This is a genomic window from Mesorhizobium sp. B2-7-1, from assembly GCF_006440735.1.
Taxonomy (GTDB): Bacteria; Pseudomonadota; Alphaproteobacteria; order Rhizobiales; family Rhizobiaceae; genus Mesorhizobium.
The window spans coordinates 23,140-47,104 of the sequence record NZ_VFUA01000045.1; the positions used below are offsets into that span (position 1 = coordinate 23,140).

The 23,965-nt window shown below is 61.9% G+C and carries 27 protein-coding genes; 10 read left to right on the plus strand and 17 right to left on the minus strand.

The window, feature by feature from the left end; translation table 11 throughout:
* Positions 1–376 precede the first annotated feature (376 nt).
* Positions 377–1,006, minus strand: coding sequence for a hypothetical protein (locus FJ471_RS17935; RefSeq protein WP_140805322.1), 630 nt, complete (start codon positions 1,004–1,006; stop codon positions 377–379).
* Between the two features lie 192 nt (positions 1,007–1,198).
* On the opposite strand from FJ471_RS17935, the gene FJ471_RS17940 reads away from it, so the two are divergent.
* Positions 1,199–2,512, plus strand: a complete 1,314-nt coding sequence (locus FJ471_RS17940; protein WP_140805324.1) for a DUF2130 domain-containing protein — start codon at positions 1,199–1,201, stop codon at positions 2,510–2,512.
* Between the two features lie 122 nt (positions 2,513–2,634).
* Here FJ471_RS17940 and FJ471_RS17945 read toward each other — a convergent pair whose 3' ends face one another.
* Positions 2,635–3,510, minus strand: a complete 876-nt coding sequence (locus FJ471_RS17945; RefSeq protein ID WP_140805326.1) for a plasmid partitioning protein RepB C-terminal domain-containing protein — start codon at positions 3,508–3,510, stop codon at positions 2,635–2,637.
* Positions 3,507–5,072 carry a recombinase family protein gene (locus FJ471_RS17950; RefSeq protein ID WP_140805328.1) on the minus strand — a complete coding sequence of 522 codons (1,566 nt, stop codon included), beginning with the start codon at positions 5,070–5,072 and terminating at the stop codon, positions 3,507–3,509. Before FJ471_RS17950 ends, FJ471_RS17945 begins: the two co-directional genes overlap by 4 nt.
* 65 nt (positions 5,073–5,137) lie before the next feature.
* Here FJ471_RS17950 and FJ471_RS17955 point away from each other — a divergent pair, with 65 nt between their 5' ends.
* Together FJ471_RS17955 and FJ471_RS17960 are read left to right on the plus strand one after the other, a co-directional pair.
* On the plus strand, positions 5,138–5,263 hold the full coding sequence (locus FJ471_RS17955) for a type II toxin-antitoxin system HicB family antitoxin (protein WP_140805330.1): 126 nt from the start codon (positions 5,138–5,140) through the stop codon (positions 5,261–5,263).
* A 314-nt stretch (positions 5,264–5,577) separates the two neighbouring features.
* Positions 5,578–5,898 (plus strand): YMGG-like glycine zipper-containing protein, encoded by a 321-nt coding sequence (locus FJ471_RS17960; protein WP_140805332.1) that lies wholly within the window; start codon positions 5,578–5,580, stop codon positions 5,896–5,898.
* 195 nt (positions 5,899–6,093) lie between these two features.
* Here FJ471_RS17960 and FJ471_RS17965 read toward each other — a convergent pair whose 3' ends face one another.
* Positions 6,094–6,951, minus strand: coding sequence for a bestrophin family ion channel (locus FJ471_RS17965; protein ID WP_246684757.1), 858 nt, complete (start codon positions 6,949–6,951; stop codon positions 6,094–6,096).
* A 332-nt stretch (positions 6,952–7,283) separates the two neighbouring features.
* Here FJ471_RS17965 and FJ471_RS17970 point away from each other — a divergent pair, with 332 nt between their 5' ends.
* The 3 genes from FJ471_RS17970 (at position 7,284) to FJ471_RS17980 (ending at position 9,470) form a co-directional block, all read left to right on the plus strand.
* A complete protein-coding gene (locus FJ471_RS17970) occupies positions 7,284–7,898 on the plus strand; it encodes a methyltransferase domain-containing protein (protein WP_140805333.1) in 615 nt (204 codons plus the stop codon).
* A gap of 276 nt (positions 7,899–8,174) precedes the next feature.
* Positions 8,175–8,300 carry a hypothetical protein gene (locus FJ471_RS35580; RefSeq protein ID WP_263498091.1) on the plus strand — a complete coding sequence of 42 codons (126 nt, stop codon included), beginning with the start codon at positions 8,175–8,177 and terminating at the stop codon, positions 8,298–8,300.
* 804 nt (positions 8,301–9,104) lie between these two features.
* The gene (locus tag FJ471_RS17980) at positions 9,105–9,470 is read left to right on the plus strand and encodes a hypothetical protein (protein WP_140805337.1); all 366 of its coding nucleotides are present in this window, start codon (positions 9,105–9,107) and stop codon (positions 9,468–9,470) included.
* A 205-nt stretch (positions 9,471–9,675) separates the two neighbouring features.
* On the opposite strand, the gene FJ471_RS17985 is transcribed toward FJ471_RS17980, so the two are convergent.
* Genes FJ471_RS17985 through trbB form a run of 11 tightly spaced genes read right to left on the minus strand, consistent with a single transcriptional unit; the run spans position 9,676 to position 19,304 of the window.
* Positions 9,676–9,897, minus strand: coding sequence for a DUF2274 domain-containing protein (locus FJ471_RS17985; protein WP_140805338.1), 222 nt, complete (start codon positions 9,895–9,897; stop codon positions 9,676–9,678).
* Between the two features lie 2 nt (positions 9,898–9,899).
* Positions 9,900–11,036, minus strand: a complete 1,137-nt coding sequence (locus FJ471_RS17990; RefSeq protein WP_140805340.1) for a TrbI/VirB10 family protein — start codon at positions 11,034–11,036, stop codon at positions 9,900–9,902.
* The gene (gene trbG, locus FJ471_RS17995) at positions 11,033–12,097 is read right to left on the minus strand and encodes a P-type conjugative transfer protein TrbG (RefSeq protein WP_140805341.1); all 1,065 of its coding nucleotides are present in this window, start codon (positions 12,095–12,097) and stop codon (positions 11,033–11,035) included. Before trbG ends, FJ471_RS17990 begins: the two co-directional genes overlap by 4 nt.
* Complete coding sequence (gene trbF, locus FJ471_RS18000; RefSeq protein ID WP_140805343.1) at positions 12,094–12,783, minus strand: conjugal transfer protein TrbF; 690 nt, start codon at positions 12,781–12,783, stop codon at positions 12,094–12,096. The genes trbG and trbF overlap by 4 nt, the downstream gene beginning before the upstream one ends.
* Positions 12,784–12,786: 3 nt before the next feature.
* Positions 12,787–14,157, minus strand: coding sequence for a P-type conjugative transfer protein TrbL (gene trbL, locus FJ471_RS18005; RefSeq protein ID WP_140805345.1), 1,371 nt, complete (start codon positions 14,155–14,157; stop codon positions 12,787–12,789).
* Complete coding sequence (gene trbK-alt / locus FJ471_RS18010; RefSeq protein ID WP_348643349.1) at positions 14,158–14,490, minus strand: putative entry exclusion protein TrbK-alt; 333 nt, start codon at positions 14,488–14,490, stop codon at positions 14,158–14,160.
* A gap of 4 nt (positions 14,491–14,494) precedes the next feature.
* Complete coding sequence (gene trbJ / locus FJ471_RS18015; protein ID WP_140805349.1) at positions 14,495–15,253, minus strand: P-type conjugative transfer protein TrbJ; 759 nt, start codon at positions 15,251–15,253, stop codon at positions 14,495–14,497.
* A complete protein-coding gene (trbE, locus tag FJ471_RS18020; RefSeq protein WP_140805350.1) occupies positions 15,250–17,700 on the minus strand; it encodes a conjugal transfer protein TrbE in 2,451 nt (816 codons plus the stop codon). Before trbE ends, trbJ begins: the two co-directional genes overlap by 4 nt.
* A gap of 10 nt (positions 17,701–17,710) precedes the next feature.
* Positions 17,711–17,992, minus strand: a complete 282-nt coding sequence (locus FJ471_RS18025; protein ID WP_140805352.1) for a VirB3 family type IV secretion system protein — start codon at positions 17,990–17,992, stop codon at positions 17,711–17,713.
* On the minus strand, positions 17,992–18,324 hold the full coding sequence (locus FJ471_RS18030) for a TrbC/VirB2 family protein (RefSeq protein ID WP_140805354.1): 333 nt from the start codon (positions 18,322–18,324) through the stop codon (positions 17,992–17,994). Before FJ471_RS18030 ends, FJ471_RS18025 begins: the two co-directional genes overlap by 1 nt.
* Complete coding sequence (trbB, locus tag FJ471_RS18035) at positions 18,321–19,304, minus strand: P-type conjugative transfer ATPase TrbB (RefSeq protein ID WP_140805366.1); 984 nt, start codon at positions 19,302–19,304, stop codon at positions 18,321–18,323. Before trbB ends, FJ471_RS18030 begins: the two co-directional genes overlap by 4 nt.
* A gap of 433 nt (positions 19,305–19,737) precedes the next feature.
* Here trbB and FJ471_RS18040 point away from each other — a divergent pair, with 433 nt between their 5' ends.
* From FJ471_RS18040 to FJ471_RS18050, 3 genes are read left to right on the plus strand one after another with little or no spacing between them, the layout of a single operon-like run.
* Positions 19,738–20,397 carry an amino acid ABC transporter permease gene (locus FJ471_RS18040; protein WP_140805356.1) on the plus strand — a complete coding sequence of 220 codons (660 nt, stop codon included), beginning with the start codon at positions 19,738–19,740 and terminating at the stop codon, positions 20,395–20,397.
* The gene (ehuD, locus tag FJ471_RS18045; RefSeq protein WP_140805358.1) at positions 20,387–21,046 is read left to right on the plus strand and encodes an ectoine/hydroxyectoine ABC transporter permease subunit EhuD; all 660 of its coding nucleotides are present in this window, start codon (positions 20,387–20,389) and stop codon (positions 21,044–21,046) included. The genes FJ471_RS18040 and ehuD overlap by 11 nt, the downstream gene beginning before the upstream one ends.
* On the plus strand, positions 21,046–21,822 hold the full coding sequence (locus FJ471_RS18050) for an amino acid ABC transporter ATP-binding protein (RefSeq protein WP_140805360.1): 777 nt from the start codon (positions 21,046–21,048) through the stop codon (positions 21,820–21,822). The genes ehuD and FJ471_RS18050 overlap by 1 nt, the downstream gene beginning before the upstream one ends.
* Positions 21,823–21,910: 88 nt before the next feature.
* Here the strand turns inward: FJ471_RS18050 and FJ471_RS18055 are convergent, their stop codons facing one another.
* Both FJ471_RS18055 and FJ471_RS34850 read right to left on the minus strand, forming a co-directional pair.
* Positions 21,911–22,609, minus strand: coding sequence for a response regulator transcription factor (locus FJ471_RS18055; RefSeq protein WP_140805362.1), 699 nt, complete (start codon positions 22,607–22,609; stop codon positions 21,911–21,913).
* Positions 22,610–22,934: 325 nt separating this feature from the next.
* Entirely contained in the window at positions 22,935–23,111 is a 177-nt protein-coding gene (locus FJ471_RS34850; RefSeq protein WP_181179524.1) for a hypothetical protein, read from the minus strand.
* 181 nt (positions 23,112–23,292) lie between these two features.
* Between FJ471_RS34850 and FJ471_RS18060 the strand changes: the two genes are divergently transcribed.
* Positions 23,293–23,508, plus strand: coding sequence for a DUF3606 domain-containing protein (locus FJ471_RS18060; RefSeq protein WP_140805364.1), 216 nt, complete (start codon positions 23,293–23,295; stop codon positions 23,506–23,508).
* The last annotated feature ends 457 nt before the right edge of the window (positions 23,509–23,965 follow it).

Genomic DNA, 23,965 nt, shown 5'->3' on the forward strand with positions numbered 1-23,965 from the left:
GGTTTCGACTTTACTCGTAAGATCGATCACCCCGAAGATTTTCGCGTCTTCGCCTCTCGTACTTGCGGGATGTCAGGAACTGCAGCCGGCCCAAGGGCCGATGTTGTCGCAAATTGGTTCAGTTTGTCAGCACGCCTACGGTTTCAAGCCCGGGACAGATGCCTATTCGCAGTGCGTTTTCCAGATCGATCAAAACCGTATCGCCAGCAATCGGGAGCAACTTCACAGGATCAGCAAAAGTTTGTCTGACACGGGCGACAGCATGATGCAAAGCGCTACCGCGAACCGGCCGCGAATGTGCACCTCCACACCGCTCGCCGGCGGAGGATTCATGACCAGCTGTTCCTGATCGCGGCTACGAGCCTGCTACCGCCCGTCAACGCAGAAAGCCGTCGCTCTCGAAATCCTCCCAGCCACGCAGCTTAGAGCCGGCGTCATCCTCATCGCGCTTGTCGACAGCGCGCCGGCCTCTTTTTTGCGCACGCTTCAGGGCCGCCTTTGCGGAGGCGCGCCGCCGGTTCTCGGCGGCCATCGCGGCGTCCTCTTCACGCCAGACGGTGACCAGGTCGCGATCGAGCACATCTTCAATCTGTCGCGGGTCGAACACGTGGAAGGTGATTTTCCTGGCGCGGCCGCGAAGTTTCACCGTTCTGGTCCCGGCACTTTGCAAGCGGCCGTCCTTCAGCCAGCGGTGCCGTTCGACCTGCTTGATCGTCAGGATGTCCTCGACTTCGCGCGGGATCACCAGCAAGTCTTCGATGTCGTGCATGGCTTCGGACACTATCGCCGAAGCCGCTCGCACATCGGCATCGACGCCCTCTGGCAGGCGTAAGGTGAGCACGCGCGACTCGATGTGGAGCAGCTTTTTCAGCGACGCCGGCAGACGAGAGCGGACCTCGAGAAAAATGCCCCTCGCCCGAACCGACGACCCAAGCGTTGCAGACGGAGACAGCTGCCACTCCGCCATCAGTTTTGCGGTCGGGTCGATTTGTCGGTGGGTAGGCATGGCGTTAGATTGGTCTCCGGTCCAGCGCGTTTCAATAGGGCCACGCTGGCAACAATCCACACTCATCGTCGCGGCTATAGTCTGAGCGTAGTCGGATGATGGCCGTGAATGTTCTTACTTTGTTCTGTTCGAGCCGCGCCGCATAACCTATACTGGTGCCTTGGGAAACCGATTCTTCCGAGGCGAACTCAAATGACCATTCAACCTGTCAGCAAGACTCTGCGCGGCGACAAGCTCTTCAACGAGCCGACGATCACCTGCCCCAGTTGCAAGACTGACATCAAGCTTAACGAATCTCTCGCGGGGCCCCTGATCGCTGCCACGCGAGAGGAGTACGAGCAACGCATCGCTCAGACCAATGCAGCCATCGCCATCAGAGAGGAAGAACTCGAGCGCCAGCGCCATGAAGTTGCGGTGGCCAAAGAAGGCGTCGAAAGTCTCGTTGCCGAAAAGGTCATGGTGGAGCGAGCTCACATTGTCGCCGATGAGGCTCGTAAGGCCAGACGTTTGCTCTCGGCCGACCTGGAGGAACGCGACCGCAAGGTGGCAGAGCTGGAGGAAACGCTCAAAGCGCGCGATGACAAGCTCGAACAGGCGCAGAAGCAACAAGCAGAGTATCTGACGAAGCAGCGCGCACTAGAGGACGAGCGGAGAGAAATGACGCTCACGATCGAGCGAAAGGTCCAGGAGGGACTGGACGCTGTTCGTGCAAAGGCCAGGTCTGACGCTGAAGACGGTCTCAAGATGAAGATCGTCGAGAAGGAGGAACAGATCGCGGGCATGCAGCGCCAGATCGAGGATCTGAAGCGCCGCGCTGAACAGGGATCCCAACAGTTGCAAGGTGAAGCTCTGGAGTTGGAACTCGAAGGGCTAATCAGCAGTCGCTTCCCGGTTGATGTAATCGAGCCAGTGGCGAAGGGCGAGTTTGGTGGTGACGTCCTTCAGCGGGTCGTCGGTCCCGCCGGTCAGCCATGCGGGGCCATACTTTGGGAGTCAAAGCGCACCAAGAATTGGAGTCAAGGCTGGCTCGCCAAGCTGCGAGCTGACCAGCGGGCTGCAAAGGCTGACATCGCTTTGCTTATTTCTGAGATCCTGCCCACCGGGGTCGAAACATTCGACCTGGTCGATGGCGTATACGTCGCCCATCCCAAGTGCGCCATTCCAATCGCTGTTATGCTACGGCAGTCGCTGATCGAGTTGAGTAATTCCCGACTCGTGCAGGTCGGCCAGGCCTCAAAAATGGAGCTCGTCTATGGATATTTGACCGGGCCGCGCTTCAGGCAGCGTATCGAGGCCATTGTCGAGAAGTTCTCCGACATGCAGGATGACCTTGCCCGTGAGCGCAAAGCCACCACCCGACTGTGGGCCAAGCGAGAAGCGCAAATTCAGGGAGTGATCGAGTCGACAGTCGGCATGTATGGCGACCTGCAAGGGATCGCCGGAAAGGTGATGCAAGAGATTGAGAGCCTCGAAGTGCTAGCTGTTGCAGGCCCCCTCCCAGGCTGAGATCATTGCCGCGCTCGCTCTCGCAGCCGGACAGCGCTCGGTCCTTCTTGACTGTTTGTCGGTGGGCTGTGAGGCAATTGAGAACGACTGGTGGGACAGCATCTTGCGCTTGAGGCGACCACTCAAAAGACAAGGTGCTTGTGCCTTCGTCCGGTTTTTTTCGGATGGCCCGCCAGAGCTTCCCGATCCATTGGAATATCCAGGATCGCTTGAAACGCTGCGAGCTGCTCCGGGAAGTTCTGCGCAAGGTATCTAACCACCCGCACGTTCTCCATCAGGCGGTCGAGATAGGACCTCGCTGCCATCAGCTCTAACGCCCAGATGCCGCGAAAGCTGGCGCAGTGCAGGAATTCTTCATTCAGCATGTCAAACTCAGCTTCCATGGCAGCCAGTTGATCGGCTGTGACGCCGGCAAATTTCTTTCTGGGCCTGGACGGATCCGCCAACTGCGACACGGGAGTAAGTGTGCTGAGAAGCTGCGCATAGTGGAAGTTCGCCCGCTTCAGGGCGATCATCAGCTTTGCCGCTTTGAGCTGCCGTTCCGGTACCATCTTGCGCAAAGATGCGAAGACCTGGGGCGGCACAGACCAATCCTGCAAGAGATCCAGAACCTCGGGCAAAAGTCCGGTGACCAACGGCTTCGGTTCAGTGTGTGGACACGCGCTTTGCGCAGGTTGCTGGGGACTGACCCGCTCAGCCAGCGCCTTCGGCACGAACGCGAGGCCTTCGGCCGATAGCAGGCGACGGAACTGTTCCTGCTTCAACGGATTTCGCAACGCTCCAGCTATGGTCTCCAGCCGATTTCGAGGGGTCTTCGCCTCGGCCGTCATTTTGCGCGTTCTTTCGCATTCAGCCTCGTAGGTCCTGAGCAGCATGCTGCCGGAAAACCACCTGCCGGGCTCGTGCATCTTGTCCAACAGCGCAGCGTGCCTGGTCCGGCTGTTCTGCAGAACACGATCGGCGTCTTCCAGGCTTAACACTACGCGGCGCACCGTCATGTGGCGCTCCCTACGAATGCTCTCTCAGCCAGCGCAACAAGCGGATCCAACGATTGGAAAAGAAACGCATCCAGCTTCATTCCATTGTTCACATGGAAATTTCCGCTGATCTCGGCAAGTTCATGCATTGGGGCGATCAGGTAATCTCGAATGGCCAGATCGCCCGGATGCATTCTGATGAGAACGAAGATATCCGCCGCGGTCTCTCGTGCAGCCTTTGAAGACCAGCGGGGGTATGCGTTGTGCGAAACACGGCAACGCGCTATCGCGATCACCACGGTGAACTCGTCATTGATCCGGATAAGCTCCGTGTCAGGGTCGCAGGAGACGTGCCCACCTACTTTTTTGATCGCATCTTGCAGGTCTTCCATTACCCGGTAACGGATAACTTCGAGACGTTTTTTGAGATCGATGAAGTGACCCTGCCTTGGCGGCAGGCAACCGATCAGCCTGTAGGCATCAAGCACACTTCCGAAACGTGATCTATAACGCCAGCCCGATGGGCATTCGGGCGCTGCCTTAATGATTGCATGAGATAGTTTTCCATGACGGTTGTGGAGATTGCGCAGGGCCGCCAGCATCTCATCATCGCTCATACGCAGGTACAGCGATTTGACAATTTGCTGAGCCTTTTCGAACAACCTGCGGCTAACGATCGGCTCAAAAGCGTTGTCTGCCCTGACCCACTGGTCCGGAGGATTGTATACCACCTTGCTTTTGAGTTTGGTGCAGCGACGATTCCATACGTTGTTGCCGATATATTTCTCGTTGGTGAGCACACGGCGTACGCTTCCGCACTTCCATGGCCGGCCGAAGTCGTTCGCCACCCCCCGGTCATTCAGGTATCTTGCGATTTCTGTTTCAGTTTTCCGTGACCCGACAAAGAGGCGAAAGATCAATCGAACAGTTGCTACCTCCTCCGGTGGCCCCGGTACGATAATGACCCGGTCTGATTGAAGGCTTTTGTGTTCGTTGCGAGCAAGGATGACCTTCGGCCGTCCAAACTGGTCAATCATCAGGCGCCTTAGTCCGAGCCCCTGCAGGCCGCCTACGTGGAACCCCATCCCGGCCACCCGCACCTGGCCCATAAAGACCTTCTGCGACAAACTCCGGCTGTACTCTGCTGCCATGCTGCGCTTTATGGCCTTGAGCACGTCCGATCCCACGGTGCCGTCATTCCCGAATTGCTCGGCGCAAAACTCAATTCGAACGCCAGCCATCTGGCATCGATACTCGTAGGACGCGCTTTCATCGATGTTTTGAAAACGGCCCCATCGGCTCACGTCGTAGATGACGACCGTTTCAAAATCGACGAGCCCATGTTCAACGTCGAATAGCAGCTTCTTCAGGCCGGGCCGGCCTTCTATATGCAGCCCGCTTCGGCCGGGATCTTCATATGTGGCAACGATGTCGTACCCCATGACATCGGCATAACTGCGGATTGCATCCCTCTGGTTCTGGATAGAGTAGGTCTGGCCATCGGTGGACATTCGCAGGTACTGCGCGGCGCGAACCCGTCGCCTCCCCTGGGGCGGTTTGCCAGCCTCTGCAAACTTGTCCATGGTCTTGCACCGTCGTGCCGGCACTTTAAAGTAGCGGTCGATGGCCCTACGGCAAGGGGACTGGAATGCATCAATATGTCGGGCTGATCCATAAAGAGCGGACCGGCGACTACGGAGTGTCTTTTCCCGACTTTCCGGGCGTCGTCACGGCTGGTGAAACTGTTGCCGAGGCGCGTGATCTGGCGGAATAGGCCCTGGCTTTCCATATCGAAGGAATGATCAAGGACCGCGCGCCGTTTCCAAAACCTACCCCGATCGAACAGATCGAGGCGGGCCCGGACCATTCCGAACGCGCTTTCATCCTGTGCAGTTGAAGATCAGCTGACCGCGCGGATATTTACCCGCATGAAGGCCACGTTTTCGCTTTGGCAACCATGGTGTTCAACTGCCGGGAAACCGTGATTCACTTCGTGAGCCAGCGCGCCGCCGTTCCGCCGCAATGCGACCGCACTTGGCGATTCCGCCCCCGTTTTCCAGTCCCTGGGGCTTCAGAGGAGTTCTAGTGATGATTATCAAGAAGGCTATTCTGGCGGTGCTCATGACCGCAGCACTTGCCGGCTGCGAGACGCAGACCGAGGGGCAGCAGCGGGCCACAACCGGCGCGTTGCTCGGCGGCGCCGGCGGCGCGCTGGTCGGACAGGCGATCGGCGGCAACACCAAGAGCACGGTGATCGGTGCGGCGAGCGGCGCGCTGCTCGGCGCTGTCGTTGGCTCAGCTACCACGCCGCAGGAGCCGCGCGGCCGCCAGCTCTGTCGCTACCAGGACCGCTACGGCCAAATCTACACGGCACCCTGTGACGACCGCTACTACAACGGCAACTATTGATCATTGCCGGGTTCTCCGCCGAGGAGAAACCTAAAATCGCACCAGCGCGCACGTCGCGCGCTGGTGAGGCTGCAGGCCTCCAGCCGACTCCAAGCATGTCGGCCGCGGAGCGTGGCCGCAAGCTACTCGACGGCTGCGGCCAAAGCGGCGTCGCAAATCATGGTTGCGGCGCGGTTTCGCGAAGCTCCCGTTCGTTCACGTCGCGATGTTGTTCACTGGCGCCAGCGGCGCGGGAAGATTGGTCTCACCGAGCCCTCTCCGCAGCTCGATCTCGATGTCGCGGCAGATTTGCGAGATCGGCACGTCGTTGGCGTTGCCTTCAAAAGGATTGGCGCTGCTTTCGCCTACCAGGTCCAGCGACATGTAGACCCAGCCCAGCAGCGCACTGAACGGTATGGTCAGCCAGATCGAGATCCAGCCGAGCACGCCGCCCAGCTTGGCCATGTCGGCAAAGACCGGAACGACGCCGAAGGGCAGCAAGGTGCAGAAGATGATCATGAACATCGAGCTCACGATCGCGTATTGCCGGGGATATGGATTGTTCTTGATGCGATCGCAACGCGCCTGCTGGTCTTGGAAGTCGCGTATCAGCTTGATCAGCTCAGAGTAGACCTGGGCCGGGACGGCTGAGCGCTTCAGCAAGCCGTTGACCTCGGCCAATTGCCTGTCGAGAAGTTCTATCGCCGGCTGCGGCGATTTCGGCATGCTTGCGGCTTCCTCGCCCAGCAGCCTGCGCAGCTCCTCGGCAAGCGTCGTCCTGTCCTCCTGGATGTGATAGCGGCGCCGCCGGAATTCGATGTTGGCTGCTTTCGCCAGCGATTCCCAGGGCATCGGCCGCCGCAGCGAAAAGCGCAGCGCCGTCAGCCAGGCAAGATGACGGTGGATCAACTGCCGGGCGTTGGCCGCATCCATGAAATCCCGGCAGAAGCCCGACAGCATCCGGCTGCTGGCGGTGATCTGCGAAAAGGCCTGCAGGGCCTCGTTGGCGCGGGTGAAGACCTGCGAATTCTTGAAGCCGGTGACGAGCGACACCGTGGTGCCGAGCACCAGCACGATCGGAAAAACCCGCGGTCGCGGGAAGGCGGTAGGCGGCGATCGCCAACCCGCTCACCACGACCATGTAGATGACGCTGCGCCGCGACCAGAGCGCGAAATCCAGCAACCTGTAAGAACGGCCTACGTACATTCCTGAAATCCCTTACGGCATGCAAATCGCGCGACCGCGCGTTTGCGTACCATATGCGGTGGAAATCGTTTTGATAGGTCCCACGGCAAGCCCTTGGGCTCGCCAACACAAGCGCGGCAGAAGGAAAAGCTGTGCCGTCATTTTTTCCGCACTTCTCGGTGCTAGACACCCCACCGCGGCGGGCAGGAGGAGGTCGAGAATGACAAGCCTTGCTGGCGCCCTGAAGAATCGCGGCAAACACGCGGTGAAGCGGCTGCTTCGCTATGACAACCGCAACTGGCTGCGCATCCGCCAGATCGAAGCCTTTACGGTCTTCCTCGAGGCTGCCAACCGCAAGTCGCGCGACGTGATCGAGATATCGCCGGGCTGGAACCGCTATTGGCGGGCGCTGTGCCCCGACTACCGCTCGGTCAACTTCCCCGACTTCGACATCTGCAAGGACCGCACTGACGAGCAATATTCCATCGTCATCGCCGATCAGGTGCTGGAGCATGTACGGCGGCCGCAGGCGGCCGCCGCCAACATCCACGCTATGACCAAGCCCGGTGGCTGGGCGATGGTGGCTACACCTTTCCTGTTCCGGGTGCATGCGCGCCCGCACGACTACAACCGCTGGACCCCCGCGGGGCTGAAGCAGCTAATGGTCGAAGGTGGTTTCGGCGAAAGCGACGTGCAAGCGTTCGGCTGGGGCAACAAGGCATGCGCCAAGGCGCATATCGGCGGCCCGGTGCGGGCCTACGGGGTGTGGCGGGATTTGAGCAACGACGAAGAGTATCCGCTGATGGTGTGGGCTTTCGCAAAAAAGGCTGCGTAGGCGGGTGGGTCGTTCATGCCAACATTGTGCTCAATCAAACGACAGGTGACGATCGAGGCAGGAAAAGCGATGGCGCGACCGAGCTATTGAGCGTGCAGGAGGATCGATGGAGCGAGAGACGAGAGAGTTCGTCTGTCACCGACAGAGGACCCTAGTGGTTTCGTTGCGGCCGGTGGCTAGCTGCTCTCTGCACGACCGAAGATCACTGCCTTCACAGGAGTAGCGCTGCTCTCGACAGAGGTGGCCAACGTACTTAGCCGGACCAGAACCACAACGATGCTGCCTATCGACCTGCCCGCCCGCAGCGAACCCTACTATCTGGTGAGGCGGCGCGACCGAACACTTTCCCCCATTGCCGAACGCTTCTGGCAGGGCATGCAAACTCGCGCTGGCGCCATTTGAACAGAAGTCATCGCGACCGTGCCCCATTAATGGCTGGCCACTTTGCCTCTCTCATCACCGTGCACCGGTCGACCCCGATTAGACTGAGGCGCACTAGTTTAACTTGCTCGCTCTTCGTTTCGCGCGGCTCTCGGCGGTGATGCACCCTCTGGCGCGCCGCCGCGATCGCGTACCCCTCCAAACCCAAAAACCGCCCCGATCGATCAGACCGGGACGGCAATTGATTTTTGATGAAAGTGGTTGCGGGGACACGGGGACACATATTCCATCCTTTGCGGTAGCTGAAGCGAGGAGAACTTTGGGAGCCGCATTTTGCACTGATCGAGGACGCGTCGATCACGCGATGTAAGCTTTTTCAGTTTCCTTCCGTAGGTGGCCCTGACCACCCGCAGCGGAATTCGATCTCTCTCGTTTTCCACCACTGAACGGCAACCGCAGTGGCATCTGGTTGCCAGACGCCACGGTTCTCCTCGGTGGCCCACAGTCGGAATGGAAGCTTCATCGTCGAGACGGAACAGGGCGGGCAGGCTGACAAGTGGCATTCGCGTCAGGTATACGCCGATGACGCATTTCCTTGATATCATTACATCCCAGGTGACTTCCAAATGGCAGAACTGCGCACCCGTGGTCGCCCTAGACCTTGGTGTCATATTGGACGAAGGCTTCTGGCAATGCGGCGATCTCGTACTCTGGTCCGCCGCCAGGCATCCCTGAAAGAGGAGCATATTCCTACGGTGCTCAAGAGGCACTTGACTCCGGTGTTCTCATTTTGTTCACTATTGGCTCAACAAAGGAGCCAGGACCATGGCACGAAAACCGGGATACGTAGTGCCCATCGAAGCCGCGGGCGTTTTTTTCGGCATGCGCGAAACACAAAATGGTCGGTTCGTCATCGATCTGGAAGGGCAAGCAATTCTGTCGCTGCCCGGAATCCGATACGGCCTCGCGTTGAAACCTGGCGTCACAAAAGCTCAGGCCCAGAAATTGCGGGATTTGCTCAATGAACTGTGCTCCCAATACTTCGCCGGCTTTTTGGATCGGGTGAATGACGAGGAGTTTCAACAATGGCTGTTCGAAGGCTATGACATAGCCGGCTATTTGAATCCGAGCCGCCAGCTTGGGCCGGGCGACGAAATTGGCCGCGATCCCTTTGCGTATGATAGCAATTAGAAACGTGTGCAGGCGCGCCTAATGCCCTCGCGTCCATTGAGACACCTCCCGCCCAAGGCTGGCGGCCGAACCTTTCACACACCGGAGCCCAAATCCCGGTATGCGTGGCCCGCGGCCTTTTTCTCAGGGAAGTTCGCGTTTCTCAGAGAAGTTCGCGGGGCGAAGGTCATGCAGAAAGATATCACCGGCCATAGGAACGCTCTATCTAAGCGTCGTCCTTTTTTGCTTTGGCAAAGCCGCGGTCCGTTGCGATAAACCGTTCAAGCATCGGCGCGATCAAGCGCGATGGATCGGCAGATGGCTGACCGGTCTCGCGCCCAAGGATCTCTGCGTATTTCACCAAATCGCGATGCAGAGGCGCCGGCAATTCCACCGTAATCTTCACTGGCTTGTCGTCGGCGATCGTTGAGAGTTTCAACTTGGCCACTGTCAACCTCCGTAGGGCTCAAGGGCAAGGTCCCGAGTTACGAGCACCCGAACGGGGAATCCTGGTCGGATCGTAAGCGTCGGCGCTATAGCGAGTTGCCGCTGAACGACCTGCTGGCCTACCTGGCTTACACTATCGGAAGCGCCGCTGCGCAAAGCACGCACGATCTCGCTGTCTTGGTCCGACGAACCGGCCTGCCCGCCAACGCTCAGGACGGTCGACAACGCCGCGGCCTTGAACAGCTCGCCCCAGTGATAATCGACGCCGTCCTCGAGGCCGGCATAGCCTCCCGGGTCAGCGCCTGGCTGCCGCTCCAGAACGATGGAGCGTCCGTCGGGAAAGATTAGCCTGTTCCAGACAAGCAGCACGCGACGCTGTCCCGGACCAATTCCGCTATCGTATTGCCCGATGACACGAGTGCCCTGCGGGATGAGTAACGAGCGGCCGGTGGGACTGTCATAGACATTTTCGGTTACCTGGGCGCTGATCTGCCCGGGCAGGTCAGACCGGATACCTGTAATCAGCGCCGCCGGGATCACGGCGCCGGCTTGAAGTACATAAGGTGACGCCGGAGGCGCCACGTGATCTGGCGCCACGGTACGCCGGTCCGCGGCGGCGGACAGGAAGGAAAGCTGGCGATCCTGCGCATTTGGCTGGCCGTTCTGACTGGCAAGCTCGTTGCCGGCCGGGGCGGACGCCTCGGCGGTCCTGGCATCTCCTGGCGCAGTCTGGAAGAAGACGCGCGAGGTTCTGGCGGCTTCCTCGTCGGCCCGCCGGCGTTGCTCGGCTTCGTCAATCGCAGGGGTTGCGATCGAAGGTGGCACCAGGGTCTGTCCGTTGTTTTGGGCATCGAGGATCGGCCTGCCCAGATCGCCCGGCAGCGGCGGCCCAAGGACCGGACCTGCATAGTCGCGCGGCAGGCTTGCCAGTCCATCGGCGGGCGGCCTATTTGAGGTAGGGTAGATCTCTTCGCCCTGCTTGAATCTGTTAGCGTCCTGCAGGGCGTAAATCAGGGCACCGCCACCACTGAGCGAGACGACGAAGCCGAGGCCCGCGAGCATCTTGCGCGACAGACGCGTCACGCGCGGCGCCTCGGCGCGAAGCCGCATGGGTTCGACGGGCATGTCTTTCTCGTTCATGGCTGCCGCGCTCCCCGCGTCGCTGAGTTCGGCACCTCCGGCGCGGCCCAGTCGCTTGGCTTGCGCCACAGACCATCGGTTCTTCCGCCATCGATACGGACGATCCTTACCGTCTGTTGCCGCTTGCCGGCGCCAAGACGTAGTTCGGCCGCGCCGAAAAGGCGGTCGACGATCAGGACGTTCTGATAGACGCGGCTGTTGGTGATTTCGGCTTCGCCGTCTGGACCGATGACGAAAATCGGTGGCATCTCGCCTTGAACGATGCCGCGCGGGAACGCGATATAGACTCTGCGGCCGTCGTCAAAGGCGCTCACCGGCTTCCAGGGCGGGCTGTCGCCTGTAAGGCCGTAACGATAGTTGCGCGCCCTAAAGTCCGGTATGATCGGCGTCGTTGCGGCGGTCTGCAGAATCCCCGCTTTCGGGGCCGGATAGGACCACGCGACGGCGGGCATGTATGGCTTGGCGCCTGACCGCAGCTCAAGCATATAGCTGCGCCGGTCCGTGGCGATGATGAGGTTCGTCGTGATGTCGGCCCGCGAGGGTTTCACCAGGACGTGGACACGTCGGCTAGTGCCGGACCCGCTTTCGGTGTCGCCGATGATCCAGCGCGCGGTGTCACCGGCCGCGATCGGCCCGTCGCCGGTCAGGCTCTCGCCAGGCTCGAGCGCGATGTCGGTAATCTGGCCTGGGGCGGCATAGACCTGGTAGAGCGCGCCTTCGCTCCATGGATAGATCTGAATGGCGTTGTAGTAACCCTCCCGGCGCGGCTCCACGCGCGCCGCCGCGTTTGCGTTCTCGACGCGCGCGGCCGGCGTTTGGGCGATGGCGCCGCCCCGCGTGGGAGCCCAGCCTGGTGGCACGCGAAGCGGTTTCGGCCTTTGGTCCGTCGCCGCGGCCGGAGCGGCCGGCAAAGGCGGAACATAGGAATCATAGCTGATTTTCGGGGGCTTCTTCAGCGGCATGGCGCAACTCGCGAGCAGCGTCGTTCCCGAGACCAGCATCGCCGATAGCAGGTATCTTGCGGGAACCTTGGCGGCGACAACATGCAAACTCAGGCTCATTGGCTCATCTCCCGCGACCAGTTGATGGCGTTGACATAGATGCCGAGCGGGTTTGCGCGCAGCCGTTCGGCATCGCTCGGCGTCTGCATTACGATCGTCAGGATCGCCGTCCAGCGCTCGGTCCCCGAAAGCTGGCCGTTCTCGTACTTGCGCTCGCTCCAGGCGACGCGGAAGGAGTTCGGGGAGGCCCGGATGACCGAGGAAATCTCCACCGCGACTTGGCTCTTGCCGACCCTGGAAAAAGGGTCGTTGGCACGAGCATAGTCATTGAGGGCCGCCGCGCCCTGGTCGGTCGTCCATTCATAGGCGCGCAGCCAGTCCTGGCGCAGGATGACAGCGTCAGCGGGAATCGAGCGCACCTGTTCGATGAATCGGGCAAGATGCCAGGCGATCTGCGGATCGGTCGGCTTATAGCCGGCGATCGCGGGCGCGGTCGCCTGGACCTCGCCCAACCTGTCGACCTGCACGACCCAGGGCACGACGGTACCGCGGGCCAACTGCCAGACGAGGGAGGCGGCAAGGCCCGCCGACAGGATCAGCGATCCGAACGCCATGGCGCGCCAGTTCCGGGCCTGCACGCGGGCGGAGCCGATGCGCTCGTCCCAGATCTGCTCCGCCTTCTGATAGGGTGTCTCCGGTCGAGGGATCTCGCCGTAGTGGACGGCGGGGCGCCTAAAGATGTTCATGGGTCATTCGCCTTCAGAAAGAGAAATCGAAGCTCCGCCGCCATGGCTGTCGCCGCCGCGCACCGCGTGGGCGGCAGTCTGGGCGCCATGGGACAGGCGATGAGAGCGCTGCAAGCGTCTGGCCCATTCGGGCTGTCCTTGGGTGCCGGACGGCTTGCCCGCGCCGGGCGCAGGAGCTGCGGCTGACGCGGCAACGCCCCCGATCGTCCCCATCGTCGACGAACCGCCGGTGATTTCAGCGGCGGAACTGGCGCCGGAGGCGAAACTCGACTTGAGCGATTGACCGGTGCTTGCAGCGGCGCGCTTGAGTGGAGAGGCTGCCGCCAAAGCGCCAGCGCGCGCAATGCCGCCCAGGCCGGAGGCGATTCCTGCCGCGCCTGGCTGACCGGCGGCGGCAAGTGTGTAAGCAGCCGAGCTGCCGCCGGCGAGCGACGCCCCGCCACGTGCGGCCGACGCCGCCCCCGAAAATGCCGCTGTCCCGCCTCGCGCCGCCAGGCCGGCCGCGCCGTAGCTTGCGAGCGCCATGCCGCCCGCGGCAAGGCTAGTGCCAACGGCAGCACCTGCGCCAAGCTGCGGTCCACCCGCGACGAGGCCGTTGGCGATGCCGGGACCGAAGATGCCGAGGCCAAGCAGCGACAGCGCCGCCAGCACGATCGCCATGGCCTGGTCGATGGTTGGGTTCTCGCCGCCGAAGCCTTGGGTGAATTGGCCGAAGAGCGTCGATCCGATGCCGATCACCACGGCAAGCACCAGAACCTTGATGCCGGACGAGATGACGTTGCCGAGCACTCGTTCGGCCATGAAGGCCGTCTTGCCAAAGAGGCCGAAGGGGATCAGCACGAAGCCGGCCAGCGTCGCCAGCTTGAATTCGATAAGCGTCACAAAGAGCTGCACCGCCAGGACGAAGAAGGCGAGCAGGACGAGCGCCCAGGCAAAGAGCAGGCAAGCGATCTGGATGAAGTTCTCGAAGAAGGAGACGTAGCCCATCAACCCGGAGATCGCCTCAAGCAATGGACGTCCCGCGTCGAGTCCGGTTTGCGCCACCTTGCCGGGGTGCAGCAGGTCCTGTGCCGAGAAGCCGGTTCCACTCGCCTTGAGGCCAAGGCCGGAGAAACTCTCGAAGACGATTTGCGCCAGGCTGTTCCAGTTCGAAATCAAATAGGCGAAGACGCCGACGAACAGCGTCTTCCTGACCAGCCGCGCGAGGATGTCGTCATCGGCGCCCCAGCTCCAGAAAAGCGCGGCGAGCGTTACGTCGATCACGATCAGCGTGGTGGCGACGAAGGCGACCTCGCCGCCGAGCAGGCCGAAACCGCTGTCGATATAGCGGGTGAAGGTCGCCAGGAATTGGTCGATGACGCCGGTATTGCCCATCTATCGGGCCTCGCGCAGGGCAGTATCGGGCGACTGCAACAAGGTCGGCTCGCTTGTCGAACTTCCCGACGGCTTATCGAGACCGAGGAAGCGATCGCGCTGTTCGGCCCACAGTCGCGCGCATCCATCGTCACGCAGGGCGGCCTCGCCGAGGATCTGGCAGCGGCGCAGCCCATCGCGAGCCGGATTTGGCATCGCGGCGGCCGGTGCGTGTGGCCCCTCCCCCACCGACTCTCCCCCCTTCCGGCTTATCTCGAGCGCGGTCGCCGTCACGGCGACCGCGACGAAGACGACGGCCGCGACGCGAGCGAGGGCTTTGCCGTCCATGGCCATGAGCTCAGCGGTTGAACATCTGAACGTCGCCGGCCTGGTAGCCGGAGCCAGGGGTCAGGAAGCGGCGGCGTTGCTCGCGGCCCTGGTCGACCGCAGCGGCGCGTTCGGCTTCGGTCAGCGCCTGGGCGCGACCATTGGCGGCCACCACGGCGGTCAGGTCGGCAAGCTGCTGGCCCTGAAGCGCAAGCAATTGATTGCCGGCCTGCGTCGCCTGCAGCGCACCGGTCGCAGACTGGCTGGCGCCGACCAGCGCCGACATCTGCGCGCGGCTGGTCTCAATGTTTCCGACGACGCCCGCCTGGACGCGCATGGCGTCCTGAAGACTGCCGACCGTGTTTTGCCAGCGCGAGCGCGCCTCCGTCACGAGCTGCTGGTCGGAAGCAGAAAGCGAGACGTCGCCATATTGCTGCTGAAAGGCCTTGTCGACCTGCTGGACGTCGAAGGCGATGTTCTGTGCCTGCCCGAGAAGCTGTTGCGTGCGTTGCACCGACCGCTGCAGTTGCTGCAGCGAGGACAACGGCAGGCTCGCCAGGTTGCGCGCCTGGTTGATCAGCATCTGGGCCTGGTTCTGAAGCGAGGTGATCTGGTTGGTGATCTGCTGCAGCGAACGCGCGGCCGTCAGGACATTCTGGGAATAGTTCGATGGATCGAACACGATGAAGGCATGGGCTGGGGCCGTCATCATCGGCGTGATCGCGAGCGGAGCGGCAAGCATCGCTGCGACCAGAAGAAGGGCGCCCGGCCGGCTTTGACGAACAGTCATGGTTGGGGATCCTTTTCAGGTTGGGGAACAGTGAGGTTGGGAATGAGGTCGGCGGCCCAGCCGACGTCGCGTGCACGCAGCCAGGCCGCCAGGAAGCCGTCGCGGCCATGCTCGGCGACGATGCCGCCGATCAGGGCCTGATCGCTCTTCGAGGACGCGGCGCAAAGTGCGAGCCCGACCTCGGACAGGCCGAGCTCGAAGAGCCGGTTGCCGCGACGGGACTGGCAGTAGTAGTCACGCTTCGGCGTCGCACGCGCCAGGAGCTCGATCTGGCGGTCGTTCAGGCCGAAGCGGCGATAGATGGCGGTAATTTGCGGCTCGATCGCGCGTTCATTGGGCAACAGCAGCCGGGTCGGACAGCTTTCGATGATCGCCGGCGCGATAGCCGAATTGTCGATGTCTGCGAGTGACTGGGTGGCGAAGACGACGCTGGCATTCTTCTTGCGCAGCGTCTTCAGCCACTCGCGCAACTGCCCGGCAAACGCGTCATCGTCCAGTGCAAGCCAGCCTTCGTCGATGATGAGTAGCGTCGGGCGACCGTCGAGCCGGTCGCCGATGCGATGAAACAGATAGGAAAGCACGGCCGGCGCCGCCGGCGTGCCGACCAGCCCCTCGATTTCGAACGCCTGCACGGATGCTTGGCCGAGGTGCTCGGCCTCGGCGTCGAGCAGCCGGCCGTGAGGGCCGCCAACACAGTAGGGACGAAGCGCCTGTTTCAGGTCATTGGCTTGCAGAAGCACGCTGAGCCCGGTGATGGTGCGCTCCTCGACCGGAGCCGAGGCGAGCGAGGTCAGCGCCGCCCAGATATGCTCCTTGGCGTCCGGCGTGATCTGGACCCCCTCGCGCGTCAGGATCGCGACGATCCAGTCAGCCGCCCAGGCCCGCTCGTATGTGTCGTGGATGCGCGCGAGCGGCTGGAGTGAAACGGAAGCGTCCATGCCTTCGGTGAGGTGACCTCCGAGATCGTGCCAGTCGCCGCCCATTGCGAGCGTTGCCGCCCGGATCGAGCCGCCGAAGTCGAAGGCGAAGATCTGAGCATTGCGGTAGCGGCGGAATTGGAGCGCCATGAGCGCCAGCAGCACCGACTTGCCGGCGCCGGTAGGGCCGACGACCAGCGTGTGCCCGACATCGCCGACATGAAGGACCAGCCGGAACGGGGTCGAGCCTTCGGTCTTGCCGTAAAGCAAGGGAGGACTGACCAGATGCTCGTCCCGTTCCGGCCCCGCCCACACGGCAGAAAGTGGGATCATGTGGGCGAGATTGAGCGTTGAGATCGGCGGCTGACGGACATTGGCATAGGCGTGCCCAGGCAAGGAACCGAGCCAGGCGTCAACGGCGTTGACGGTCTCGACGATCGCCGTGAAGTCGCGGCCCTGGACGACCTTTTCGACGAGGCGCAGCTTCTCGTCGGCCACGCGGGGGTCACAATCCCAAACCGTGAAGGTCGCGGTGACATAGGCCATGCCAGCCATGTCGGCGCCGAGCTCCTGCAGCGCCGTGTCCGCGTCGGCCGCCTTGTTGGCGGCGTCGGTGTCGAGGAGTGCCGATGCCTCGTTGGTCATCACCTCCTTCAGGATCGAGGCGATGCTCTTGCGCTTGGCGAACCACTGCCGCCGTATCCTGGTCAAAAGGCGGACGGCGTCGACCTTGTCGAGCAGGATCGCGCGGGTCGACCAGCGGTAGGGGAAGGCCAGCCTATTGAGGTCGTCAAGCAGGCCGGGTGTCGTGGCGGTCGGGAAGCCGACAATCGTCAGCACGCGAAGATGCTTGTCGCCAAGCCGCGGTTCGAGCCCGCCGGCGAGCGGCTCGTCGGCCAGCAGCGCATCGAGATAGATCGGCGTCTCTGGGACGCGCACCCGATGGCGTTTGGTCGAGATGGTCGAATGCAGGTAGGTCAGCGTCTCGCCGTCATCGAGCCAGCGGCATTCAGGCATCAACCCGTCGAGCAGGGACAGCACGCGCTCGGTCCGGTCGACAAAGGCGCGCACGATCTCGCCCGGATCGGCGCCCGACTGGCCGCGACCCTCATAGAGCCATCCCTCGGCCCGCGTGGCGTCTTCGGGCGGCGACAGGAAGAGGAATGTGAGAAAGTAGCTCGATACGAAATGAACCCCTTCCTCGTCGAAGTCGGCTTTGCGCTCGGCATCGAGGAGGCCGGAAGCCGCATCGGGGAACTGGCTCTCGGGATAGGAAGCCGCTTCGTGCCGCTGCGCCTCGACGAAGATGCTCCAACCCGAGCCGAGCCGGCGAAAGGCATTGTTGATGCGCGCGGCCACCGCGACAAGCTCCGCCGCGACGGCGGAGTCGAGATCTGGCCCGCGAAACCTCGCGGTGCGCTGAAAGCTGCCGTCCTTGTTGAGCACGACGCCCGGCGCGACCAGTGCCGCCCAAGGCAGATAATCGGCAAGTCGGGCAGCCGTCCGGCGGTATTCGGCAAGGCCCATCATAGCGGCGCTCTCAAACCGTCAGATGCCCGGGCAGCCGCAGGTGCCGGCGTCCGACTTCGAAAAAAAGCGGATCGCGCCTCGCGGCCCATACCGCCGTGAAATGTCCGATTGCCCATATGAGAAGACCAACCAGCCAGAGCCGCAGCCCAAGACCGACCGCGCCCGCCAGCGTGCCATTCAGGATCGCGATCCCGCGCGGCGCGCCCCCGAGCAGGATTTGCTCGGTCAAGGCCCGGTGGACGGGCACCGTCCACCCCGGCACCGCGTCGAGCTGTTCGAAAGCGGTTGTCATCAGATCAACGCTCCGCCGCCGAAGGAGAAGAACGACAGGAAGAAACTCGACGCAGCAAAGGCAATCGAAAGGCCAAAAACAATCTGGATCAGCCGCCTGAAGCCGCCCGAACTGTCGCCGAAGGCCAGCGTCAGGCCGGTGACGATGATGATGATGACGGCGATGATCTTGGAGACGGGTCCCTCGACCGACTGCAGGATCTTTTCGAGCGGCTGTTCCCACGGCATCGAGGAACCCGACGCGTAAGCGACCGGCGCGACGACGAGGTTGAAGGCGATGGCGGCGCTGACTGCAGCCAGGCTGCCGTGGCCGCGCGCAAGCAGGCGGATCATGAAATTTCTCCTGTGTTGATCGGGGTAGCTTCAGCAATGCGGTAATCGCCATCGGGGCCTAGACCCTCGACCCTGACCAGCTCGACGAGCCGTCGCGCGGCGCCGCGTCCGGCGAGCACGGCGACAAGGCCGATCGTGTCGGCGATCAGCGAACGCGGGACAGTGACGACGGCCTCCTGGATCAGTTGCTCAAGGCGGCGCAGCGCGCCAATGCCGGAGCCAGCATGAAGGGTGCCGATGCCGCCGGGATGCCCGGTGCCCCATGCCTTCACGAGGTCCAGCGCTTCGGCACCTCGCACCTCGCCGATGGGAATGCGATCGGGCCGCAGGCGCAGCGACGAGCGAACCAGATCGGAAAGCGTGGCAACGCCATCCTTGGTGCGCATTGCGACGAGGTTGGGAGCCGCGCATTGCAGCTCGCGGGTGTCCTCGATGATGACAACCCGGTCCGTTCCTTTGCCCACTTCGGCGAGCAACGCGTTGGTCAGCGTCGTCTTGCCAGTCGACGTGCCGCCGGCCACGAGGATATTTGCCCGGCCAGCAACCGCGGCGCGCAACATAGCGGCCTGGCCAGAACTCATGATGCCCGCGGTCACATAGTCATCGAGCGTGAAGACGGCGACCGCGGGCTTGCGGATCGCGAAGGCGGGTGCTGTGACCACGGGCGGCAGCAGGCCTTCGAAACGCTCGCCTGTTTGCGGCAACTCGGCCGAGACGCGCGGGGAGCGGGAATGGACCTCGGCCCCGACATGATGGGCTACCAGGCGCACAATCCGCTCGCCGGCGGCAGGCGCGAGCATTTCCCCCGTATCCGCCAAACCTTCCGAGAGCCTATCCACCCAAATCCGACCATCCGGGTTCAGCATCACTTCAACGACCGCGGGATCGTCGAGGAACCGGGCGATGGCGGGTCCGAGCGCGGTGCGCAGCATGCGCGAGCTGCGCGCGTGTCCTTCGGTATCGTTGTGCGAGATAGCCATCCTGTCCCCGTAGGATCGGAATTCGTCGAGCGGTTCCCGGTCGGGGATGATCAAGAGAGGTCTGGGGCGCTCAGATTCAACCGGTGTCAGCTGTCAATCGTAGCGTAGCGCGCAATGACCGGCGAACGGCGGCGCCAAAGACCGTGGCGCCCTACGGAGACCTACTGACGACTTCGCCGCGACGTCCGGAATATGAATAATATGAATACCCGCAATAAAATGTACATGTTTATTGACACGCGAGTCTCGCCGGGTTTATGAGACAACCTCGATGGCCTGCCGGTGCAGGCGATCAAATTTTCATGGTGCGGAGGATTGCCATGACGTCCGGTCCACGGGGCGCGATTTCTCAGCGCAAACCCGCTTTCCCCTGGCACGCCGAAACAATACTGACATCGTCGTCACCCGCGTCAGCAAAAGGCGGTGGCGCCCCGTGAGCATGCTCGACATCTTGTTTGGCATTCTACAAGGGCTGGGTACCACCGCAGAGGTCACGGCCTACGCCCTGGTCTTTGCGGTCCCCTTCGCCATCGTTTTCGGCGTCGCGCAGTTTCTGACCGTCGGCATGACCCGATTTCTGGTTACCGCCGTGATCGAATTCTGGCGCAGCTCGGCCGTCGTCGTCCTGCTTTTCGTCTTTTACTACGTGCTGCCGGTGCTCGGCGTCACGCTTTCGGCGATGACCGTCAGCGCGTTGGTTCTCGGTCTCAACACCGGCGGCTATGCCAGCCAGGCGGTGCGCGCCGGGCTGCAGTCTCTTCCTGCCGGCCAACGCGAGGCGGGCATGGCGCTCGGCCTTTCGCGACCGGCGATCCTGCTCCTGATCGAGCTGCCGCAGGCGTTGGTCGCAATGAGCCCCACCTTCGTCAACAACCTTATTCAGCTCGTCAAAGCGACTTCCCTTGTCTCGTTGGTCACGCTGACGGACATGACCTTCCGCGCAAAGGAAATCTCGCAGACCGAATACGATCCGGTCGCAATCTATTCGGCGCTATTGCTTGCCTTCTTCTTGGTCTGTTACCCGATTGCGCTTGCCGGCCGTTGGCTCGAGGTGCGCGTCAATCCCGAAAAAGGGCTTTCTCGTGGGATTTGACTTCCACTTCGCGCTCGCAAGCATCCCGACGATCATCGGGGCGATCGGGGCGACGCTCCTCGCCACGGTCTTGAGCTGCATTGGCGCATCGGCGATCGGCTTCATGTTCGAGATGATCCGCCGCGGCGGCGGTGCGCTTGGTTTCGCGGTTCGCTTCCTGATCGACTTCATCCGCTCGACGCCGGTCCTGGCCTGGCTCTATTTTCTCTATTTCGTCCTGCCCGTCTACGGCATCCGGCTTAGCGCCATGACAGTGGGCATACTAGGGCTCAGTCTGTACTACAGCGGTTATCTGGCGGAGGTGTTCAAGGCGGGCATCGATGCCATTCCGAAGGGCCAGCAGGAAGCAGCCAGGGCTTTGTCGCTCAGCCCCCGCGACACGGTCATTTTCGTCATCGCACCGCAGATGCTGCGCAACATCGCCGCCCCGCTCGGCAACTATCTGGTATCGATCCTCAAGGCGACGCCCTATCTCGCCGTCCTGGCCGTGCCGGAAATGCTCGGACGCGCCTTCGATATCGCTTCCGAGACCTATCGCTACGCGGAGCCGCTGACCGTCGCCGGCATCCTGTTTCTGGCCCTGGCGCTGCTTGTTGCTTACAGTGTGAAGCGCATCGAGCAGCGCCTGCTTGCACCTGGACGGCGCTGATGCTCGCTCAAGCCCCACATCCAATCTCAGCCGTTGAATCCCTCCCCCTTGTGCGGATCGAGGGCCTCAACAAGTGGTTCGGCGCCATACACGTTTTGAAAAACATCGATCTAACGGTGCGTCCGGGCGCACGCATCGTCGTTTGCGGGCCGTCCGGCTCCGGCAAGTCGACGCTGATCCGCTGCATCAACGGTCTCGAGCCTTTCCAAAGGGGAACGATTCAGCTCGAAGCGATAACCCTCGGGAACGACGCCCGCGATACCGCGAGGGCGCGCCGACAGACAGGTATGGTGTTCCAGAGCTTCAATCTCTTTCCGCACCTCACGGTGCTCGCCAACTGTACCCTGGCGCTCCGCCGGGTCCTCTTGAAATCGGCGCGCGAGGCCGAAGAGATCGCCATGCATCACCTGACGGTGGTGCGCATTCCCGAAAAGGCGCGGAGCTATCCCGCCCAGCTCTCGGGTGGTCAACAACAACGAGTGGCGATCGCACGCGCTCTCTGCCTCAACCCCCGTATCATGCTGTTCGATGAACCCACCTCGGCGCTCGATCCTGAAATGATCAAGGAAGTGCTCGACGTCATGATAGCGCTGGCGGGAAGCGGCATGACCATGGTCTGCGTGACCCATGAAATGGGTTTTGCGCGCGAAGTCGCGGACGAGATCGTTTTCATGGACGAAGGCCGCGTTGTAGAGCATTCCTCTTCCAAAGATTTTTTCTCTAGAGCCGCTCACCCACGCGCCCGGCTGTTCCTGGATACTATCCTGAGCCATTGAGGACCGAGGCGTGTCGAGGTCGCGGGCACCCGCGGCGCATGCCCGTCAATCCGGCAAATTGGATTCGGTGTCGGAAACGCCGCGCAGGTCACCACTCCGGCGCGAACGCGTAGCCGGCCGAGCGGACGGTCCGGATCAGATCGCTTCCCACGGAAGCCCGAAGTCTTTTGCGCAGTCTGGCTATATGGACGTCGACCCCCCGCACGTCGGTTGCCGCTGCATGTTCAGGCCAAGCAGTCGCGACCAGTTCCTCGCGGCTGAACACCTTGCCAGGCTGCGCCAAAAGGCTGCGCAAAAGCTTGAACTCGATCGGTGGCATCGCGATTTCTTTTTGCTTGAAGAATGTCCGGTGAGTCTGTCGCTCCAGTCGGAAATCGCCCTGCATCAAATCCCCCGACTCAGTCTCGCGCGAGGATTTCGAAATTCCGGCTTTGCCGTGCAGCCAGGTCAGAAGTTGTTCAGGAGCAAACGGCCTTGAAAATATCTCGTCGACGCCAGCCTTGATGAGGTCCAGGTGCAGCTTGCCGGAACGAGGCGCCACCAAACCTGCGAGGGGCGTTGCCATTGTCGCTTCGGATGACTTCAGCGCTATGCATTGCTTGGCGATTGCGCGATCGCCCGGATGACAGTCCAGGATGACGGCAAGCGGCGCTGCGGTCCTGATGGCGCGCGCAATCTCCTTGTCCGCCGTGATTAGCCGCGTTTCGAAGCCGGCCACGGAAAGGATGTGCCCGAAAACCAGAAGGAAGTCCGGGTCCTTCGAAGAGATCAGGACCAGCGGTTTCATTTAGCCCACCAACCGAGTTTGACGATCATAGGCTGACTACAGCGCAATTGGGCGCGATGACAATATCCCCTGGGTTCTTTGAATCGCCACAAGCGCACGCCGCGGAGGAAGAAACTTGCCCCGAGATCGCAAAGGAACCTTGGCAACGAGTTCGATCGCTTCAGCCGGGAGTATGGGACTATCGCGGAGAGGAAGCAGGCCGGCCGGCCCTGATTTATGACGGAATCTCAAACCGGATTAGCATAACCATCAGGAGCGTTCACCCTGCCGATCGGCCGCAGGCCGCGAGAAAATCCTCTCCAGCGCCCAGCATAAAGTCCTCGCGCTAGACCCTCCTGAGAAGTCGGGCCTCGCGCAGCAGCGAGTTTGCATCGTTGCCAATCAGGTCGATTAGCTCACGTGCTTGGGCTTCGGTTACCCCAGTTTCCCGCGTGAGGAATTGCACCCTGAATTCCATCTGGGCCCGCGCGCGCTCGACAAACTCTTGCTCGGTTTCGGCCATAGGAAAGTCCCCAGTCGGTCGCAACGCAGCTGGGGGCAGACTGGTTCCAACGAAAAGCCAATCGCAGCCAATCGGCGTAAGATACGGGCTCCCACGATTTCTAGCGGCTAAGACCCGTGGGGACCAACCGCCGACTGCGTTCCGGTCCCCTCAGCGTCAGCTAATGTGGAACTTTCCCCAGATGGCGGCTGTTCTCCCTGACGAGGAGGAACAGCCATGGCAGACGACAAAAACAAGCGCGCGTGACCGCGACCGAGTGTCGGCGGATGAGGATTATGAAGTGCGCCATTTCGCCAACAAGGTTGGGCTGACGATCCAACAGGTCCGCGATCTGATCCAACAGCGCTGCAACGATCGGAGCACGCTAGAACGCGAGGCGGAGAAGCTCCGGGGATGACGAAGCTGTCGGACGCCATGCCATCCACCTCGATTAGGAAAACAGAATACGATCGATCAGAACGCCACTTTTGTTTCGGGGCTGCGAACCTATAAACGCCCTCGTGAAGGTGACAGCGACTTACGATTCGGCGGCGGGCACATTCACGCTGGAGAAAGGCATATGGCGAAGGACGTTCCCGATCGCCGATTTGCCGAATTGGATACGCTTCTATCGTCAGCAGCAGGAACGATATCCAACACACGCTGCGCAATACGCGGCCGATGTGGAGGCGCTTGAAGCACTGGCGGCCGAACTCCGCAACCGGTCTTGTGCCTGATGCTGCGGTCGAAAGCTGCAGGCCGTGCAGGCGCCCGGTCAGTTAGGCGCCCCGGTCCTGTTTCGCCTGGCGCCTATCGATCGCAACCTGGAGGCGGATCGCCGCGAGCAGGATGCTTATCAGAATTGGGTCGGTTGC